The sequence below is a fragment of the Streptomyces sp. NPDC006529 genome (assembly GCF_040611795.1).
Classification (GTDB): domain Bacteria; phylum Actinomycetota; class Actinomycetes; order Streptomycetales; family Streptomycetaceae; genus Streptomyces.
The window spans coordinates 105,013-122,122 of the sequence record NZ_JBEXPB010000011.1 but is presented as its reverse complement, the minus strand read 5'-3'; the positions used below and the strand labels follow the sequence as shown (position 1 = coordinate 122,122).

The window sequence follows — 17,110 nt, the reverse complement described above, 5'->3', positions numbered from 1 at the left end:
AGGCAATGTGTGAAGGGCTTGTGAAGGTCCCTTGTGGCCCACCCGGGCCCCGCCAGGGTTTCAGGAGGAAGAGGCTGAGCGGATGGGGGCGTTCCAGTGAGCGGCAGTGACGCAAGCGGAACGGACGCGGAACCGGCCGTCCGCGGCCGCGGCGAGGATCCCCGCCCCAACGAGCAGCTGACCTCGTGGTTCGTCCGCAGCGGCTGGTCGAAGGGCGAACTCGCGCGGCAGGTCAACCGCCGGGCCCGCCAGATGGGCGCGCACCACATCAGCACCGACACCTCCCGGGTCCGCCGGTGGCTCGACGGCGAACAGCCCCGCGAGCCCGTCCCGCGCATCCTCTCCGAGCTGTTCTCCGAACGCTTCGGCAGCGTCGTCGCCATCGAGCAGCTCGGCCTGCGCGCCGCGCACCAGACCCCCTCCGTCTCCGGCGTGGACCTGCCCTGGGCGGGCGACCAGACCGTCACGCTGCTCGGCGAGTTCTCCCGCAGCGACCTGATGCTCGCCCGCCGCGGCTTCCTCGGGACCTCGCTCGCGCTCTCCGCCGGCCCCGCCCTCATCGAGCCCATGCAGCGCTGGCTCGTCCCCGCCCCGGCCGCCGACCCCGGATCGCGCGAGGCGGGAGGGGCGGGCTCCCGGCCCGGCGCCCTCGGCGGTTACCGGCCGCCCCGGCTCTCCGAACCGGAGCTCGACCTCCTCGAAGCGACCACCGTCATGTTCCGCCAGTGGGACGCCCAGTGCGGCGGAGGCTTGCGCCGCAAGGCCGTCGTCGGCCAGCTCCACGAGGTCACCGACCTGCTCCAGGAGAGCCACCCCGCCCCGGTCATGCGCCGGCTCTTCAAGGTCGCCGCGGAACTCGCCGAACTCGCGGGCTGGATGAGTTACGACATCGGACTCCACCCCACCGCCCAGAAGTACTTCGTGCTGGCGCTGCACGCCGCCAAGGAGGCCGGGGACAAGCCGCTCGGCTCGTACATCCTCTCCAACATGAGCCGCCAGATGATCCACCTCGGCCGCCCCGAGGACGCCCTGGAACTCATCCACCTCGCCCAGTACGGCAGCCGCGACTGCGCGGGTCCCCGCACCCAGGCCATGCTGTATGCGATGGAGGCCCGCGCCTACGCCAACATGGGCCAGCCCAGCCGCTGCAAGCGGGCCGTGCGGATGGCCGAGGACACCTTCGTCGACGCCGCCCTCGACGGCGTGAGCGAGCCCGACTGGATCCGCTTCTTCTCCGAGGCCGAGCTGAGCGGCGAGAACGCCCACTCCTTCCGCGACCTCGCCTACGTCGCCGGCCGCAGCCCCACCTACGCCTCGCTCGCCGAACCCGTCATGCGGCGGGCCGTCGAACTCTTCTCCAAGGACGAGGAACACCAGCGCTCCTACGCCCTCAACCTGATCGGCATGGCCACGGTCCACCTGCTCCAGCGCGAGCCCGAGCAGTCCGCCGTCCTGGTCGACCAGGCCCTCGACGTGGCGCGAAAGGTGCGCTCCGAACGGGTGAACACGCGGCTGCGCAAGACCGTCGACACCGCCGCCCGTGAGTACGGTCACGTCGCCGACATCGTCCGGCTCACCGACCACCTCGCGGCCCGCCTCCCGGAGTCCGCGGAGGCCGTCTGAGGCCCTGGCGGCCGCCCTCCCGAGCGTCCCGGAGAACCACTCGTTCATGGACGCGTAACACGCACGACCTCTTCGTCATCGGCGCGAAACACCCAGCGGCGCCGCCGGAAACCGGCCTGCGCGAATCTCAGGGCCAATAACCGGCCAGCCCGGCCCGCTCTCCAGGCCGGGCCCCATGGACGCCGCCCAGGTATTCACGATCGCCCGCACGCGAACGTACCGACGACGAGGAGACGCCGATGGCATCAGCCATCACGACCCTCGCGGCAGACGCCCCGACGCTGTCTGCCGCGAACACCGGGTTCATGCTCATCTGCTCCGCCCTGGTCATGCTGATGACCCCGGGTCTCGCCTTCTTCTACGGAGGCATGGTCCGCGTCAAGAGCAGTCTCAACATGCTGATGATGAGCTTCATCAGCCTCGGGATCGTCACGATCCTCTGGGTCCTCTACGGCTTCAGCGTCGCCTTCGGCACCGACAAGGGCTCCCTGATCGGCTGGACCTCCGACTACGTCGGCCTCAGCGGCATCGGCATCACCGAACTGTGGGACGGCTACACCATCCCGGTGTACGTCTTCGCCGTCTTCCAGCTGATGTTCGCGATCATCACCCCGGCCCTGATCAGCGGCGCGCTCGCCGACCGGGTCAAGTTCAGCGCCTGGGCGCTGTTCATCACCCTGTGGGTCACGATCGTCTACTTCCCCGTCGCCCACTGGGTCTGGGGCGCCGGTGGCTGGCTCTTCGAACTCGGCGTCATCGACTTCGCGGGCGGCACCGCCGTCCACATCAACGCGGGCGCCGCGGCCCTCGGCGTCATCCTCGTCATCGGCAAGCGCGTCGGCTTCAAGAAGGACCCGATGCGCCCGCACAGCCTGCCGCTCGTGATGCTCGGCGCGGGCCTGCTCTGGTTCGGCTGGTTCGGCTTCAACGCCGGATCCTGGCTCGGCAACGACGACGGCGTCGGCGCCGTCATGTTCGTCAACACCCAGGTCGCCACCGCCGCCGCCATGCTCGCCTGGCTCGGCTACGAGAAGCTGCGCCACGGCTCCTTCACCACCCTCGGGGCCGCCTCCGGCGCGGTCGCCGGACTCGTCGCCATCACGCCCTCCGGCGGCTCCTGCTCCCCGCTCGGCGCGATCGCCATCGGCGTCATCGCCGGTGTCGTCTGCGCCATGGCCGTCGGCCTGAAGTACCGCTTCAACTTCGACGACTCCCTCGACGTGGTCGGCGTCCACCTGGTCGGCGGCGTCCTCGGCTCCCTCCTCGTCGGCCTCTTCGCCACCGGCGGAGTGCAGTCGGACGCGGCCGGCCTCTTCTACGGCGGCGGCCTCGCCCAACTCGGCAAGCAGGCCGTCGGCGTCTTCGCGGTCCTCGCGTACTCTCTCGTCGCGTCCGCGGTCCTCGCCCTCCTCGTCGACAAGACGATGGGCATGCGCGTCACCGAGGACGACGAGGTCTCCGGCATCGACCAGACCGAGCACGCCGAGACCGCCTACGACTTCAGCGGAGCCGGCGGCGGTGCCTCCCTGCGGCCCGCCCCCTCCCTCCCCGTCGCCGCTGCCAGCAAGAAGGTGGATGCATGAAGCTCATCACCGCGATCGTCAAGCCGCACCGGCTCGACGAGATCAAGGAGGCCCTCCAGACCTTCGGAGTCCACGGCCTGACCGTCTCCGAGGCCAGCGGGTACGGCCGCCAGCGCGGGCACACCGAGGTCTACCGCGGCGCCGAGTACACCGTGGACCTCGTCCCCAAGATCCGCATCGAGGTGGTCGTCGAGGACGACGCGGCCGAGGACGTCATGCACGTCGTCGTCGAGGCCGCCCGCACCGGCAAGATCGGTGACGGCAAGGTGTGGAGCGTCCCCGTGGACTCCGTGGTCCGGGTCCGCACCGGTGAACGCGGCGCCGACGCCCTCTGAGGCGGACCGCGCACGTCCTGCCCCACGCCCCCAGCTGACAGGAGCCCCCGGTGACGAGCGTCGACGACACGACCGCAGCGCCAGGCTCGGGACCCAGCGGGTACGCCGCGGCCCGGCTGCGACTCCTCCAGGAGGAGTCGCGGTCCGGGCCCGCCCGGCGTTCCGCCCTCTCCGGGCTGACCGACGACTGGCTGAACGCCCTGTTCACCACCGCCGTGCGGGAGAGCGGTGTCCGCGGCGCCGCCCTGGTCGCCGTCGGCGGCTACGGCCGGGGTGAACTCTCCCCGCGCAGCGACCTCGACCTCCTCCTGCTGCACGACGGCAAGGCGGACCCCAAGGCGCTGAGCGCCCTCGCCGACCGGATCTGGTACCCCGTGTGGGACCTGGGCGTCGCCCTCGACCACTCGGTGCGCACCCCCGGCGAGGCCCGCAAGACCGCCGCCGACGACCTCAAGGTCCACCTCGGCCTGCTGGACGCGCGCCCCGTCGCCGGAGACCTCGGCCTCCTCGCCGGACTGCGCACCTCCGTCCTCGCCGACTGGCGCAACCAGGCCGTCAAGCGGCTCCCGGAACTGCACGCGCTGTGCCGCGAGCGGGCCGAGCGGTCCGGGGAACTGCGCTTCCTGCTCGAACCCGACCTCAAGGAGGCCCGCGGGGGACTGCGCGACGTCACCGCGCTGCGGGCGGTGGCGGCCTCCTGGCTGGCCGACGCGCCGCGCGAGGGCCTGGCCGAGGCCCGGCGGCGGCTGCTGGACGCCCGCGACGCGCTCCACCTGGTGACCGGGCGGGCCACCGATCGGCTCTCTCTCCAGGAACAGGACCCGGTCGCCGCGCAGCTCGGCCTGCTGGACGCGGACGCGCTGCTGCGCGAGGTCTACGAGGCGGCGCGGGTGGTCTCGTACGCCGGGGACGTCACCTGGCGCGAGGTCGGCCGGGTGCTGCGGGCGCGGGCCTCCCGGCCCCGGCTGCGCGGACTGCTCGGCACCCGGGGGACGGCCGCCGTGGAGCGGGCCCCGCTCGCCGAGGGGATCGTGGAACAGGACGGAGAGGCCGTCCTCGCGCTGGCGGCCCGCCCCGAACGGGACCCGGTGCTCGCCTTGCGGCTCGGCGCCGCCGCCGCGCAGGCGGGCCTCCCGGTCTCCCGGCACGCCGTCCGCCGGCTGGCCGCGCAGGGGAAACCGCTGCCCGTGCCCTGGCCGGCCGACGCCCGCGAGCAGCTGCTCACCCTGCTGGGCGCGGGGGAGCCCACCGTGGCCGTCTGGGAGGCCCTCGAAGCGGAGGGCCTGATCACCCGGCTGCTGCCGGACTGGGAGCGGGTGCGCTGCCGCCCCCAGCGCAACCCCGTCCACACCTGGACCGTCGACCGGCACCTCATCGAGACCGCCGTACGGGCCTCCGCCCTCACCCGCCGGGTCGGCCGCCCCGACCTGCTCCTCATGGCCGCCCTGCTGCACGACATCGGCAAGGGCTGGCCCGGGGACCACTCGGTCGCGGGCGCGACCATCGCCCGCGACGTCGCCGTACGGGTCGGCTTCGACGCGGACGACGTCGCCGTGCTGACCACCCTCGTACGGCACCACCTGCTGCTCATCGACACCGCCACCCGGCGCGACCTGGACGACCCCGCGACCGTGCGCGCCGTCGCGGACGCCGTGGGCTCCGCGGGCACCCTGGAACTCCTGCACGCCCTGACCGAGGCCGACGCCCTGGCCACCGGGCCCGCCGCGTGGAGCACCTGGCGTGGCTCGCTCGTCGCCGACCTGGTGGGCCGGGTCGGCGCGGTCCTCGCCGGGGAGGCCGCCGTGCCCGACGCGGCGGGGACCCCGCGGCCGCCGGGGGCGGAACCGGAGCGCCTCGCGGTGGAGGCCCTGCGCACGGGGGAGCCCGCGCTGGCGCTGTACGCCCGCCAGGAGGAGGACGCGGTCGGCGTCGAGCTGATCGTGGCCGTCCCCGACCAGCCGGGGGTGCTGCCCGCGGCGGCGGGGGTGCTGGCCCTGCACCGGCTGACGGTGCGGGCCGCCGACCTGCGGACCCTGGAGCTGCCGGACGCGCTGGGGGAGGTGCTGGTGCTGCGGTGGCGGGTCGCCGCGGAGTACGGGTCGCTGCCGCAGGGGGCGCGGCTGCGGACGGACCTGATCCGGGCCCTGGACGGCTCCCTGGACGTCCCTGCCAAGCTGGCCGACCGCGAGGCGGCCTACCCCCGGCGGCGCGGGGTCGTGCCGCCGCCGCCGCGGGTCACCGTCGTCGCGGAGGTCTCCTCGCTGGCCACGGTGCTGGAGGTGCGGGCGCCGGACGCGGTGGGGCTGCTGCACCGGATCGGGCGGGCGCTGGACGCGGGGGGCGTGCGGGTGCGCAGTGCGCACGTGTCCACGCTGGGGGCGAACGCCGTGGACACCCTGTACGTGACGGACACCGACGGCAAACCCCTACCCGCGCCGGCCGCCGCCGCCCTGGCCACGGCGCTGCAATCGGCCCTGACCTAGCCCCCGCCCCACCGCGACCGCCGACGAGCCGGGACACGGCCCCGCCCCGGCGCTCACCGGCGACCCGACGCCACCGCCCCCCGCCTCCGGCGGGGCTGGAGGTGGCCGCCCGGCGTATCCCCTCGGGCGACGGTGCCGCCCCCCTGCCTCCGGCGGCGCCTCAAACGCCGGCGGGGCTGTTTATGGCTGCGCCGCTGTCCCCCTGCGGCTTGACGGTGCCGTCGGCCGGCCTCCGGCGGTGCCTCAAACGCCGGCGGGGCTGGATTTGGGCCCACCCGGCGTTCGTCTGCCGCCCCGGTGGGCACCCGGTCCGCGCATTCGGAAGGCGCGCCCCCCACCTCCAGCCCCGCCGGCGTTTGAGGCGCCGCCGGAGGCACACCCGGCGGCGCCGGACATGTGTCGGCCCTGCCAGGGCGCGCGCAGCCCGCGGATGAGGCCGCGCACACCCAGCCCGCCGGCGTTTGAGGTGCCCGCCGGAGGCACGCGGCGGCGGCCGCCGGGAAGGCGCCGGGCGCGGCCGAGGCGCGGGGGCGGGCGGTGCTTTCGGGCGGGGCAGGGGACGGGTGCCGCCCCGCAGGGTCCGGCACGCGGCGCGGCCCGATACCCTGGGGGGCGACCACACGCCCCCGACCCGAGGAATCGCGACTACCGTGTTCGATACGCTTTCCGACCGCCTCAGCGCGACCTTCAAGAGCCTCCGGGGCAAAGGTCGCCTCTCCGAGCAGGACATCGACGCGGCGGCCCGGGAAATCCGTATCGCCCTCCTCGAGGCCGACGTCGCCCTCCCCGTCGTCCGGTCCTTCATCGCGAAGGTCAAGGAGCGCGCCCTCGGCGCGGAGGTCTCCAAGGCCCTCAACCCCGGCCAGCAGGTCCTCAAGATCGTCAACGAGGAACTCGTCGGGATCCTCGGCGGCGAGACCCGCCGCCTGCGGTTCGCGAAGACCGCCCCGACCGTGATCATGCTCGCGGGCCTCCAGGGTGCCGGTAAGACCACCCTCGCCGGAAAGCTCGGCTTCTGGCTCAAGGGCCAGGGACACGCCCCGCTGCTCGTCGCGTGCGACCTCCAGCGCCCCAACGCGGTCAACCAGCTCAGCGTGGTCGCCGAGCGCGCGGGCGTCGCGGTCTACGCGCCCGAGCCCGGCAACGGCGTCGGCAACCCGGTCCAGGTCGCCAAGGACTCCATCGAGTACGCCCGTACCAAGCAGTACGACGTCGTGATCGTCGACACCGCGGGCCGCCTCGGCATCGACGCCGAGCTGATGCGCCAGGCCGCGGACATCCGCGACGCCGTCAGCCCGGACGAGATCCTCTTCGTCGTCGACGCGATGATCGGCCAGGACGCGGTCAACACCGCCGAGGCCTTCCGCGACGGCGTCGGCTTCGACGGCGTGGTGCTCTCCAAGCTCGACGGCGACGCCCGCGGCGGCGCCGCGCTTTCCATCGCGCACGTCACCGGCAAGCAGATCATGTTCGCCTCGAACGGCGAGAAGCTCGACGAGTTCGACGCCTTCCACCCGGACCGCATGGCCGGCCGGATCCTCGACATGGGTGACATGCTCACCCTGATCGAGCAGGCCGAGAAGACCTTCAGCCAGGCCGAAGCCGAGAAGATGGCGGCGAAGCTGGCGAAGGGGCCGAAGGAGTTCACGCTCGATGACTTCCTGTCCCAGATGGAGCAGGTCCGCAAGATGGGCTCCATCTCCAAGCTGCTCGGCATGCTGCCCGGCATGGGGCAGATCAAGGACCAGATCAACAACATCGACGAGCGCGACGTCGACCGCACCGCGGCCGTCATCAAGTCGATGACCCCGGCCGAGCGCCAGGACCCGACGATCATCAACGGCTCCCGCCGCGCCCGTATCGCCAAGGGCGCCGGCGTCGAGGTCAGCGCCGTGAAGTCGCTCGTCGAGCGGTTCTTCGAGGCCCGCAAGATGATGTCCCGCATGGCCCAGGGCGGCGGCATGCCCGGGATGCCGGGCATGCCGGGCATGGGCGGCGGCCCCGGCCGGCAGAAGAAGCAGGTCAAGCAGGCCAAGGGCAAGCGCAAGAGCGGCAACCCGATGAAGCGCAAGGAAGAGGAGGCCGCGGCCGCCCTGCGCAAGGAGCAGGGCCCGCAGGCCGCCCCGGCGGACGGTGACGCGGGCAACCCGTTCGGCCTGCCCACCGGCCCGGGCGGCCAGGACTTCGAGCTCCCCGACGAGTTCAAGAAGTTCATGAAGTAGCACGTCACGGGGCGCTCGCGCCCGGAGGGGCCCCGGTCGCGGCAAGCGGCCGGGGCCCTTCGCACGTCCGGAAGCACTTCGTGGGGCGATGATCCAGTTTGTGGCTTAATGTCGGCCGGGAGGACGGCAGAAGGAGGCCTCGTGCCCAGCCCCACCCCCGTACCGCCGCGCGACCGGGCCGACACGCCCTGGCGCTCCGAGGGCGCCCCGCCCGCCCCGCCGCCCAAGAAGAAGATGCCCGGCGGCTGGCGCGGACTGATCCTGACCGCGCTCGTCGTCTACCTGCTCACCAACCTCGTGCTCTCCTTCTTCAACGAGGGCGACGAGCCGACGATCCCGTACACCGAGTTCAGCAAACAGGTCACCAGCGGCAACGTCTCGAAGATCTACTCCAAGGGCGACGCGATCCAGGGCGAGCTGAAGAACAAGCAGCCCCGGCCCGCCGGTGACGGGGACGGCGACTACACCAAGTTCACCACCCAGCGCCCCGCCTTCGCCGACGACCAGCTCTGGTCCAGCCTGACCGCCAAGGGCGTCGTCGTCACCGCCTCCCCGGTCGTGGAACACCGCAGCTTCCTCGCCAACCTGCTGATCTCGCTCGCCCCGATGCTGCTGCTCGTCGGCCTGTGGGTGCTCGTCGCCCGCAGGATGAGCGGCGCCGGGATGGGCGGCCCCGGCGGACTCGGCCGCAAACAGCCCCCCAAACCCGTCGAACTGGAGGGGAGCGAGCGCACCACCTTCGAGGACGTGGCCGGCATCGACGAGGTCGAGGGCGAACTGAGCGAGGTCGTCGACTTCCTCAAGAACCCCGAGCGCTACCACCGGATGGGCGCCCGGATGCCCGGCGGCGTGCTGCTCGCCGGCCCGCCCGGCACCGGCAAGACCCTGCTGGCCCGCGCGGTCGCGGGCGAGGCCGGGGTGCCCTTCTTCTCCGCCTCCGCCTCCGAGTTCATCGAGATGATCGTCGGCGTCGGCGCCTCCCGGGTCCGCGAACTGTTCACCGAGGCCCGCAAGGTGGCCCCCGCGATCATCTTCATCGACGAGATCGACACCATCGGCCGGGCCCGCGGCGGCGGCGCGGGCATGGGCGGCCACGACGAGCGCGAGCAGACCCTGAACCAGATCCTCACCGAGATGGACGGCTTCTCCGGCTCCGAGGGCGTCGTCGTCATCGCCGCCACCAACCGGGCGGACGTCCTCGACCCCGCCCTCACCCGGCCCGGCCGCTTCGACCGCACGGTCGTCGTCTCCCCGCCCGACCGCGGCGGCCGCGAGGCCATCCTGCGCATCCACACCCGCGACATCCCGCTCGCCGACGGGGTGAGCCTCGCCCAGGTGGCCCGCACCACCCCCGGGATGACCGGCGCCGAACTGGCCAACCTCGCCAACGAGGCGGCCCTGCTCGCCGTCAAGCGGGAGCAGCGGGAGGTCACCCAGACCGACCTGTCCGACGCCCTGGAGAAGGTCCAGCTCGGCGCGGAGCGGCCGCTGGTCATGCCGGAGGACGAGCGCCGCCGGACGGCGTACCACGAGAGCGGCCACGCGCTGCTCGGCATGCTCCAGCCGGGCGCCGACCCCGTCCGCAAGATCACCATCGTGCCGCGCGGCCGCGCCCTCGGCGTCACCCTCTCCACCCCGGACGCCGACCGGTACGCCTACACCGAGGAGTACCTGCGCGGGCGCATCATCGGCGCGCTCGGCGGGATGGCCGCCGAACAGGTGGTCTACGACGTCATCACCACCGGCGCCGAGAACGACCTCGAACAGGTGACGAAGCTGGCCCGCGGCATGGTCGCCCGCTGGGGCATGAGCGAGCGCGTCGGCAGGCTGACCGCGATCCCCTCGGACGGCCAGGGCCCCTACGGCCTCGCCGCGGCCCCCGCCACCCTCGACGCGGTGGACCACGAGATGCGGCGGATCGTCGACGAGTGCTACGAGACGGCCCGCCGGCTCCTCGTCGAGAACCGCGACAAGCTCGACGCCCTCGCCGAGGCCCTCCTGGCGAACGAGACCCTGGAGGAGGCGGCGGCGTACGAGGCGGCGGGCATCACCCGGCTGGTGAAGTAGCCGCGGGCGCGGGGCCGGCCGCCCCGCGCCGCCGCGTCAGGCCGTACGGGCGATCACGTACCGGAAGATGTTCGGCAGCCACACGGACCCGTCGGGCCGCTCGAACGGGTGCAGCGCCTCCACCAGTTCCTTCTCCGCCTGCACCGGGTCCGAGCGGTCGTAGAGCCCCGTCGACAGCAGGCCCCGCGCCGCGCTCTCCATATCCGCGTAGCCGAAGGGGCAGAACACCCGCCCCGAACCGTCCGGCCGCAGCCCGGCCGCCGCCACCAGCGCGTCCAGGTCCACCGGTACGGGCCCGCCGCCCGGCAGCGCCGGGACCGTGCAGCGCTCCGGCGGCCCCCAGTCGGCCAGCACCACCGCGGCGCCCCGCCGCAGCGCGCCCACGGCCGCGGGCAGCGCCCGGGGATCCGGTCCCACACAGGTCAGCACGGAGTACGCGCCCGGGCCCGGCCCGGGTCCGGGCGGCGCGCCCAGCACCTCCAGTCCCCGCTCACCGGCCAGGGCCCGCAGCGCGGGCCGTTCCTCCACCCCGGTCGCCCGGGCACCCCGGCCCGCGGCCAGCAGCAGGCCGAGCCCGGCCCCGCAGTCCAGGCCGAGGACCCGGTCCCCCGGCCCGACCTCCAGCCGGTCGTAAACCGCTTCGTAGAGCGGTACCAGCATCCGTTCCTGGATCTCCGCCCAGTCCCGGGCAACGAGAGTCGCCGTCGGCGTCGGTGTCATCGAGAGAGCGCTCCTGATTCCGTGTAGCCCCGTGGCCCCCGTTGCCAGGGAACTCCCCATTCGCCCCCGCGTCCAGAGGAGCGCCCGACCCGATTCACGCTCGGCGCGCCGGGCGCCGTACCATTCGCGCCATGGCAAAGGCACCCGTTCTCACCCCCCAGGCGGAGGATTTCCCCCGCTGGTACCAGGATCTGATCAACAAGGCCGAGCTGGCCGACAACGGTCCGGTGCGCGGCACCATGGTCATCCGGCCGTACGGCTACGGCCTGTGGGAGCGGATGCAGCAGGAGATGGACGCGCGCATCAAGGACGCGGGCGCCCAGAACGCGTACTTCCCGCTGTTCATCCCGCAGTCGTACCTGACGAAGGAAGCCGAGCACGTCGAGGGCTTCGCCCCCGAGCTGGCGGTCGTCACGCACGGCGGCGGCAAGGAGCTTGACGAGCCCGTCGTGGTCCGCCCCACCTCCGAGACGATCATCAACGACTACTTCTCGAAGTGGGTCCAGAGCTACCGCGACCTGCCCCTGCTGATCAACCAGTGGGCGAACGTGGTGCGCTGGGAAATGCGTCCGCGCATCTTCCTCCGTACGAGCGAGTTCCTCTGGCAGGAGGGCCACACGGCCCACGCCACCTACGAGGACGCCCGCGCGTACGCCGCCCGGATCCACCGGGACGTCTACGGCGACTTCATGACGAACGTGCTCGGCATCGACGTCGTGCTCGGCCGCAAGACCGCCAAGGAGCGCTTCGCGGGCGCCATCAACACCCTCACCCTCGAGGGCATGATGGGCGACGGCAAGGCGCTCCAGCTGGGCACCAGCCACGAGCTGGGCACCAACTTCGCCAAGGCCTTCAACACGCAGTACCTGTCGAAGGAAGGCAAGCAGGAGCTGGTCTGGCAGACCTCGTGGGGCGTCTCGACCCGCATGGTCGGCGGCCTGATCATGTCCCACGGCGACGACAACGGCCTGCGGGTGCCGCCGCGGCTGGCGGCCGTGCAGGTCGTGGTCATGGCGATCAAGGGCGACGAGGCCGTCGCGAAGGTGCGCGAGCTGGGCGACCAGCTCAAGGCCGCCGGCATCCGCGTGCAGGTCGACGACCGCGTCGACACCCCCTTCGGCCGCCGCGCCGTGGACTGGGAGCTCAAGGGCGTACCGGTGCGCATCGAGATCGGCCCCCGCGACCTGGAGGCCGGTACCGCGATGCTGGCCCGCCGCATCCCGGGCGGCAAGGAGCCGGTGCAGATCACGGCCCTGGCCGAGCTGCTGCCCACGGTGCTGGAGGAGGACCAGGCGCAGCTGCTGCGCGAGTCCCGCGAGCGCCGTGAGGCCCGTACCTCCGACGTCGCGACCATCGGGGAGGCCGCGGAGGCCGCCGTCGCCGGCGGCTGGGCGCGCATCCCGTGGGCCGACCTCGGCCCCGAGGGCGAGGCCAAGCTCGCCGAGCAGGCCGTCTCCGTGCGCTGCCTGATCGCCGAGGACGGCTCCGTGCCGCTGGCGGACGACGCCCCGGGGACCCTCGCGATCGTGGCGCGTTCCTACTGAGGTGACCGGAAGTGACGCAGGGGGTGCCCCCGGAAGGTGACTGACCACCTCCGGGGGCACCCCCATACGTACCGACTCCTCCGGAGATCTGCGCACCCGGCCTCATCAGGACGCATGAGACTGAACTGACTGGTACGTGCAAAAAATTTGGAATGGCCCGGAATCGGAACACCGGGGCACCCCGGCTCGTTGTCACGACGTGAGCACGACACCACCTGTTCTCGCCGCAGAGCTGGCGCAGGCGTGGGCCGATATTCAGCGGTACCACCCCGAGCTGCCTGACCTTGCCGCGCCCGAGTCCCTGATCGGAGAGTCCTCGTCCGCCTGCGGCGCGGAACTCTCCTTCGAGCGACTGCTGCACGAGGCAGTCCACGGCATCGCCGCAGCCCGCGGTGTCCGTGACACGTCGCGTGCCGGCCGCTACCACAACCGCAGATTCCTCGCGATCGCCGAGGAGATGGGGCTGGACCACTCCGAAGAGCCCCATGCCAGCAGCGGGTTCTCGCTGGTCGCCCTCAACCCCGAGGCGAAGAAGCGGTACCGGCCGACCATGGAGCGCCTCCAGCGCGCCCTGAAGGCCCACACCGCCGCCACCGCCGCGGACACCAAGCGCAGCTTCCGCGGACCGGCCGCCCGGCACGGCTCCTCCGGCGGCGGCGTGCGCGTCAAGGCCGTCTGCGACTGCGGGCGCAACGTCCGCGTCGTGCCCTCGGTGCTGGCCCAGGCGCCGATCGTGTGCGGCGGCTGCGGCAAGCCCTTCCGCATCCCCGAGGCGGTCCTCGCCGCCGCGGCGTCCTGAGCGCGGCCCGGCGGCGGGCCGGGCGGCCGCGGGCGGGGGCGGCCCCGGGAGGAAGCGCCGCGGGCATGTGGCACAATGGCTAGCTGTACTCGACAGTCGAACAGGACCCCTCTCTCCTACGGCTGACGCGTCCATCGGGCACCCGAGTACCGCAACCCCACGTGGCATCTCATGTGCCCAACCACGTCAAGTTCAGGAGACACCACTCCAGTGGCAGTCAAGATCAAGCTCAAGCGCCTCGGCAAGATTCGCCAGCCGCACTACCGCATCGTCGTCGCCGACTCGCGCACCCGCCGCGATGGCCGTGCGATCGAGGAAATCGGTCTGTACCACCCCACGTACAACCCCTCTCGCATCGAGGTGGACGCCGAGCGCGCGCAGTACTGGCTCTCCGTCGGCGCCCAGCCGACCGAGGCCGTCCTGGCGATCCTGAAGCTCACCGGTGACTGGCAGGCGCACAAGGGCCTCCCGGCCCCCGCGCCGCTGCTGCAGCCGGAGACCAAGGAAAGCAAGCGTCGCACCTTCGACGAGTTCGCCAAGGCCCTCGAGGGCATCGGCGAGACCAAGGGCGAGGCCATCACGCAGAAGGCCAAGAAGGCCGACAAGAAGGCGGACGAGGCTGAGGCCGCCGCCGAGTCGACCGAGGCCTGATCATGCTCGAGGAGGCTCTTGAGCACCTCGTGAAGGGCATTGTGGACAACCCCGACGAAGTGCAGGTCGCCTCGCGCACCCTGCGTCGCGGGCAAGTGCTCGAGGTCCGGGTCCACCCGGATGACCTCGGAAAGGTGATCGGCCGCAACGGTCGCACCGCACGTGCCCTGCGTACCGTCGTGGGCGCCATCGGCGGCCGTGGCATCCGCGTCGACCTCGTCGACGTGGACCAGGTCCGCTGAGGACGCGTCCATCGCAGGAATGAAGCACCGGCACGGGCCGGGGAGGGCATCTGTGCCCTTCCCGGCCCGTCGTCGTCTGAACAGGAGAAAACAAGCGTGCAGCTCGTAGTCGCGCGGATCGGCCGCGCCCATGGGATCAAGGGTGAGGTCACCGTCGAGGTCCGCACCGACGAACCGGAGCTGCGGCTCGGGGTCGGGGCCGTCCTCCAGACCGAACCGCTGTCGGCGGGTCCGCTGACCATCGAGACCGGACGCGTCCACAGCGGCCGGCTCCTGCTCCGCTTCGCCGGGGTCAAGGACCGCACCGCCGCCGAGGCGCTGCGCAACGTCCTGCTGATCGCCGACGTGGACCCCGAGCAGGTCCCGGAGGACCCGGAGGAGTTCTACGACCACCAGCTGATCGACCTGGACGTGGTCCTCGCCGACGGCACCGCGGTCGGCCGGATCACCGAGATCTCGCACCTGCCCTCGCAGGACCTCTTCATCGTCGAGCGGCCGGACGGCACCGAGGTGATGATCCCCTTCGTCGAGGAGATCGTCCTGGAGATCGACCTGTCGGAGCAGCGCGCGGTCATCGACCCGCCGCCGGGACTGATCGACGACCGGGCGGTGATCGCTTCCGAGCGCGACGCCGACGCGGACGCCGACACCACCGCCGCCGATGCCGACACCACCGAACCCGCCGAGGGCGATGCCTGATGCGGCTGGACGTCGTCACGATCTTCCCGGAGTACCTCGACCCCCTCGACGTCTCCCTCGTCGGCAAGGCGCGGGCGCGCGGCCAGCTGGACGTGCACGTCCACGACCTGCGGGAATGGACGTACGACCGGCACAACACGGTCGACGACACCCCCTACGGCGGCGGCCCCGGGATGGTCATGAAGACCGACCCGTGGGGTGAGGCGCTCGACAGCGCCCTCGCCGACGGCTACGAATCCGGCGCCCACGGCCCGGTCATGGTCGTCCCCACCCCCAGCGGGCGCCCGTTCACCCAGGAACTCGCCGTCGAACTGGCGGAGCGGCCCTGGCTGATCTTCACGCCCGCCCGGTACGAGGGCATCGACCGCCGGGTGATGGACGAGTACGCCACGCGCATGCCGGTCTACGAGGTCTCCATCGGGGACTACGTGCTGGCCGGCGGCGAGGCGGCCGTCCTGGTCATCACCGAGGCCGTGGCCCGGCTGCTGCCCGGAGTCCTCGGCAACGCCGCCTCGCACCAGGACGACTCCTTCGCCCCCGGCGACATGGCCAATCTGCTGGAGGGGCCCGTCTACACCAAGCCGCCCGAGTGGCGCGGGCGCGGCATCCCGGAGGTCCTGCTCAGCGGGCACCACGGGAAGATCGCCCGCTGGCGCCGGGACGAGGCGTTCCGCCGCACGGCCCGCAACAGGCCCGATCTGATCGAGCGGTGCGAGGCGTCCGGCTTCGACAAGAAGGACCGCGAGATCCTCTCCGTCCTCGGCTGGACCCCGACGCCCGACGGCCGATTTTGGCGCAGGCCCCCCGCCGTGGAAGAATAGGCGGCTGCTGTACGCCCACGCGCGCCCCTGCCACAGGGGGACCGTCGCCCGTCGGTCGGGACAGCACCCGAATTCTCTCCGGAAACCCGCTCGGCGGCCTGTGGCGTCGTGCGAAGAAAGCAGACGAAGAACATGTCTCACGTGCTCGATGCCGTCACCGCCGGCACCCTGCGTTCGGACCTCCCGGCCTTCCGTCCGGGTGACACCGTCAACGTCCACGTCCGCGTGATCGAGGGCAACCGCTCCCGTATCCAGCAGTTCAAGGGCGTCGTCATCCGTCGCCAGGGCTCCGGCGTCAGCGAGACCTTCACGGTCCGCAAGGTCTCCTTCAGCGTCGGCGTGGAGCGTACCTTCCCGGTGCACTCGCCGATCTTCGAGAAGATCGAGCTCGTCACCCGCGGTGACGTGCGTCGCGCCAAGCTGTACTTCCTCCGTGAGCTCCGCGGCAAGGCCGCGAAGATCAAGGAGAAGCGCGACCGCTGAGGTCCCCTCCGGTGTCCGGAGGCGGCCGGATAGGCTCGCCCCCGATATGGACACCGAGGCATCTCACACGCAGCGCGGCCGTACCTCCCCCGTCGAGGGGGAGGCGCGGTCGCGTTTCGCGTTTTCCGGGGCCCGGCTGCGGCGCCCCGGCTGGTTCACCTGGCGCCGCGCCGCTCTGCTCGGGGTCGTCTGCACCGTCTTCCTGCTGCTCCTCAGCCACTTCGCCGTGCAGCCCTTCCTGATCCCGAGCCGCTCGATGGAGCCCACGCTGGCGGTCGGCGACCGGCTGCTGGTGAACAAGCTGGCGTACGGACCCGGGGACGGGCCGAAGCGCGGGGACGTCGTCGTCTTCGACGGGACGGGGTCCTTCGTACCGGAGCACGCGGGGGGCGGCGGCAATCCGGTGGGCGGCGCGCTGCACGACGTCGCGTCGGCCCTCGGGCTCGCCGAACCGTCCGACACCGACTTCGTGAAGCGGGTCGTCGGCGTCGGCGGCGACGACGTGGTGTGCTGCGACGCGGGCGGGCGGCTGAAGGTCAACGGGGTCCCGGTCGAGGAGCCCTACCTGTATCCGGGGGACACGGCCTCGACGGTGCCCTTCCGGATCGTCGTACCGCTTGGCACCCTGTGGGTCATGGGTGATCACCGCTCCCAGTCCCGCGACTCCCGGGACCACCTCGGGGAGCCGGGCGGCGGGATGGTGCCGGTGGACAAGGTGATCGGGCGGGCCGACTGGATCGGCTGGCCCGCGTCCCGCTGGCGGACCCTGGGCGCGGCTGGCCCGGCAGGCGCGGCGGTTTCCGGCGGCCGACGTGGGTAGCCGGGGCCGGGGGCACGG

Annotated in this window: 15 protein-coding genes; 14 read left to right on the top strand and 1 reads right to left on the bottom strand. The window is 72.5% G+C overall.

The features are described from left to right. Nucleotides 1–177: 177 nt before the first annotated feature. The 6 genes from ABZY31_RS11850 to ftsH all read left to right on the top strand — a co-directional run bounded on the left by ABZY31_RS11850 (nucleotide 178) and on the right by ftsH (nucleotide 10,313). Nucleotides 178–1,623 (top strand): hypothetical protein, encoded by a 1,446-nt coding sequence (locus ABZY31_RS11850; protein ID WP_356408012.1) that lies wholly within the window; start codon nucleotides 178–180, stop codon nucleotides 1,621–1,623. A gap of 239 nt (nucleotides 1,624–1,862) precedes the next feature. After that, nucleotides 1,863–3,206 (top strand): ammonium transporter, encoded by a 1,344-nt coding sequence (locus ABZY31_RS11845; RefSeq protein WP_356407943.1) that lies wholly within the window; start codon nucleotides 1,863–1,865, stop codon nucleotides 3,204–3,206. Further along, the gene (locus ABZY31_RS11840) at nucleotides 3,203–3,541 is read left to right on the top strand and encodes a P-II family nitrogen regulator (protein WP_351040006.1); all 339 of its coding nucleotides are present in this window, start codon (nucleotides 3,203–3,205) and stop codon (nucleotides 3,539–3,541) included. The genes ABZY31_RS11845 and ABZY31_RS11840 overlap by 4 nt, the downstream gene beginning before the upstream one ends. Nucleotides 3,542–3,591: 50 nt before the next feature. Beyond that, entirely contained in the window at nucleotides 3,592–6,024 is a 2,433-nt protein-coding gene (locus tag ABZY31_RS11835) for a [protein-PII] uridylyltransferase (RefSeq protein WP_356407940.1), read from the top strand. A gap of 650 nt (nucleotides 6,025–6,674) precedes the next feature. Beyond that, nucleotides 6,675–8,246 (top strand): signal recognition particle protein, encoded by a 1,572-nt coding sequence (gene ffh / locus ABZY31_RS11830; protein ID WP_356407937.1) that lies wholly within the window; start codon nucleotides 6,675–6,677, stop codon nucleotides 8,244–8,246. Nucleotides 8,247–8,480: 234 nt separating this feature from the next. Next, nucleotides 8,481–10,313 (top strand): ATP-dependent zinc metalloprotease FtsH, encoded by a 1,833-nt coding sequence (gene ftsH, locus ABZY31_RS11825; protein WP_356408009.1) that lies wholly within the window; start codon nucleotides 8,481–8,483, stop codon nucleotides 10,311–10,313. Nucleotides 10,314–10,349: 36 nt separating this feature from the next. Here ftsH and ABZY31_RS11820 read toward each other — a convergent pair whose 3' ends face one another. After that, the gene (locus ABZY31_RS11820) at nucleotides 10,350–11,033 is read right to left on the bottom strand and encodes a methyltransferase type 11 (protein WP_356407934.1); all 684 of its coding nucleotides are present in this window, start codon (nucleotides 11,031–11,033) and stop codon (nucleotides 10,350–10,352) included. A gap of 131 nt (nucleotides 11,034–11,164) precedes the next feature. Here ABZY31_RS11820 and proS point away from each other — a divergent pair, with 131 nt between their 5' ends. The 8 genes from proS to lepB all read left to right on the top strand — a co-directional run bounded on the left by proS (nucleotide 11,165) and on the right by lepB (nucleotide 17,092). Beyond that, nucleotides 11,165–12,577 carry a proline--tRNA ligase gene (proS, locus tag ABZY31_RS11815; RefSeq protein ID WP_356407931.1) on the top strand — a complete coding sequence of 471 codons (1,413 nt, stop codon included), beginning with the start codon at nucleotides 11,165–11,167 and terminating at the stop codon, nucleotides 12,575–12,577. A 199-nt stretch (nucleotides 12,578–12,776) separates the two neighbouring features. Then, a complete protein-coding gene (locus tag ABZY31_RS11810; protein WP_356407929.1) occupies nucleotides 12,777–13,376 on the top strand; it encodes a hypothetical protein in 600 nt (199 codons plus the stop codon). A 210-nt stretch (nucleotides 13,377–13,586) separates the two neighbouring features. Next, nucleotides 13,587–14,027 carry a 30S ribosomal protein S16 gene (rpsP, locus tag ABZY31_RS11805; RefSeq protein WP_330332868.1) on the top strand — a complete coding sequence of 147 codons (441 nt, stop codon included), beginning with the start codon at nucleotides 13,587–13,589 and terminating at the stop codon, nucleotides 14,025–14,027. A 2-nt stretch (nucleotides 14,028–14,029) separates the two neighbouring features. Next, nucleotides 14,030–14,269: an RNA-binding protein gene (locus tag ABZY31_RS11800; RefSeq protein ID WP_330332869.1), complete on the top strand. Its 240-nt coding sequence runs from the start codon at nucleotides 14,030–14,032 to the stop codon at nucleotides 14,267–14,269. 96 nt (nucleotides 14,270–14,365) lie between these two features. After that, nucleotides 14,366–14,968 (top strand): ribosome maturation factor RimM, encoded by a 603-nt coding sequence (gene rimM / locus ABZY31_RS11795; protein WP_356407927.1) that lies wholly within the window; start codon nucleotides 14,366–14,368, stop codon nucleotides 14,966–14,968. After that, nucleotides 14,968–15,789, top strand: a complete 822-nt coding sequence (trmD, locus tag ABZY31_RS11790) for a tRNA (guanosine(37)-N1)-methyltransferase TrmD (RefSeq protein ID WP_356407925.1) — start codon at nucleotides 14,968–14,970, stop codon at nucleotides 15,787–15,789. Before rimM ends, trmD begins: the two co-directional genes overlap by 1 nt. A gap of 132 nt (nucleotides 15,790–15,921) precedes the next feature. After that, nucleotides 15,922–16,272: a 50S ribosomal protein L19 gene (gene rplS / locus ABZY31_RS11785; RefSeq protein ID WP_356407922.1), complete on the top strand. Its 351-nt coding sequence runs from the start codon at nucleotides 15,922–15,924 to the stop codon at nucleotides 16,270–16,272. 46 nt (nucleotides 16,273–16,318) lie between these two features. Continuing rightward, entirely contained in the window at nucleotides 16,319–17,092 is a 774-nt protein-coding gene (lepB, locus tag ABZY31_RS11780) for a signal peptidase I (RefSeq protein WP_356407919.1), read from the top strand. Nucleotides 17,093–17,110 lie beyond the last annotated feature (18 nt).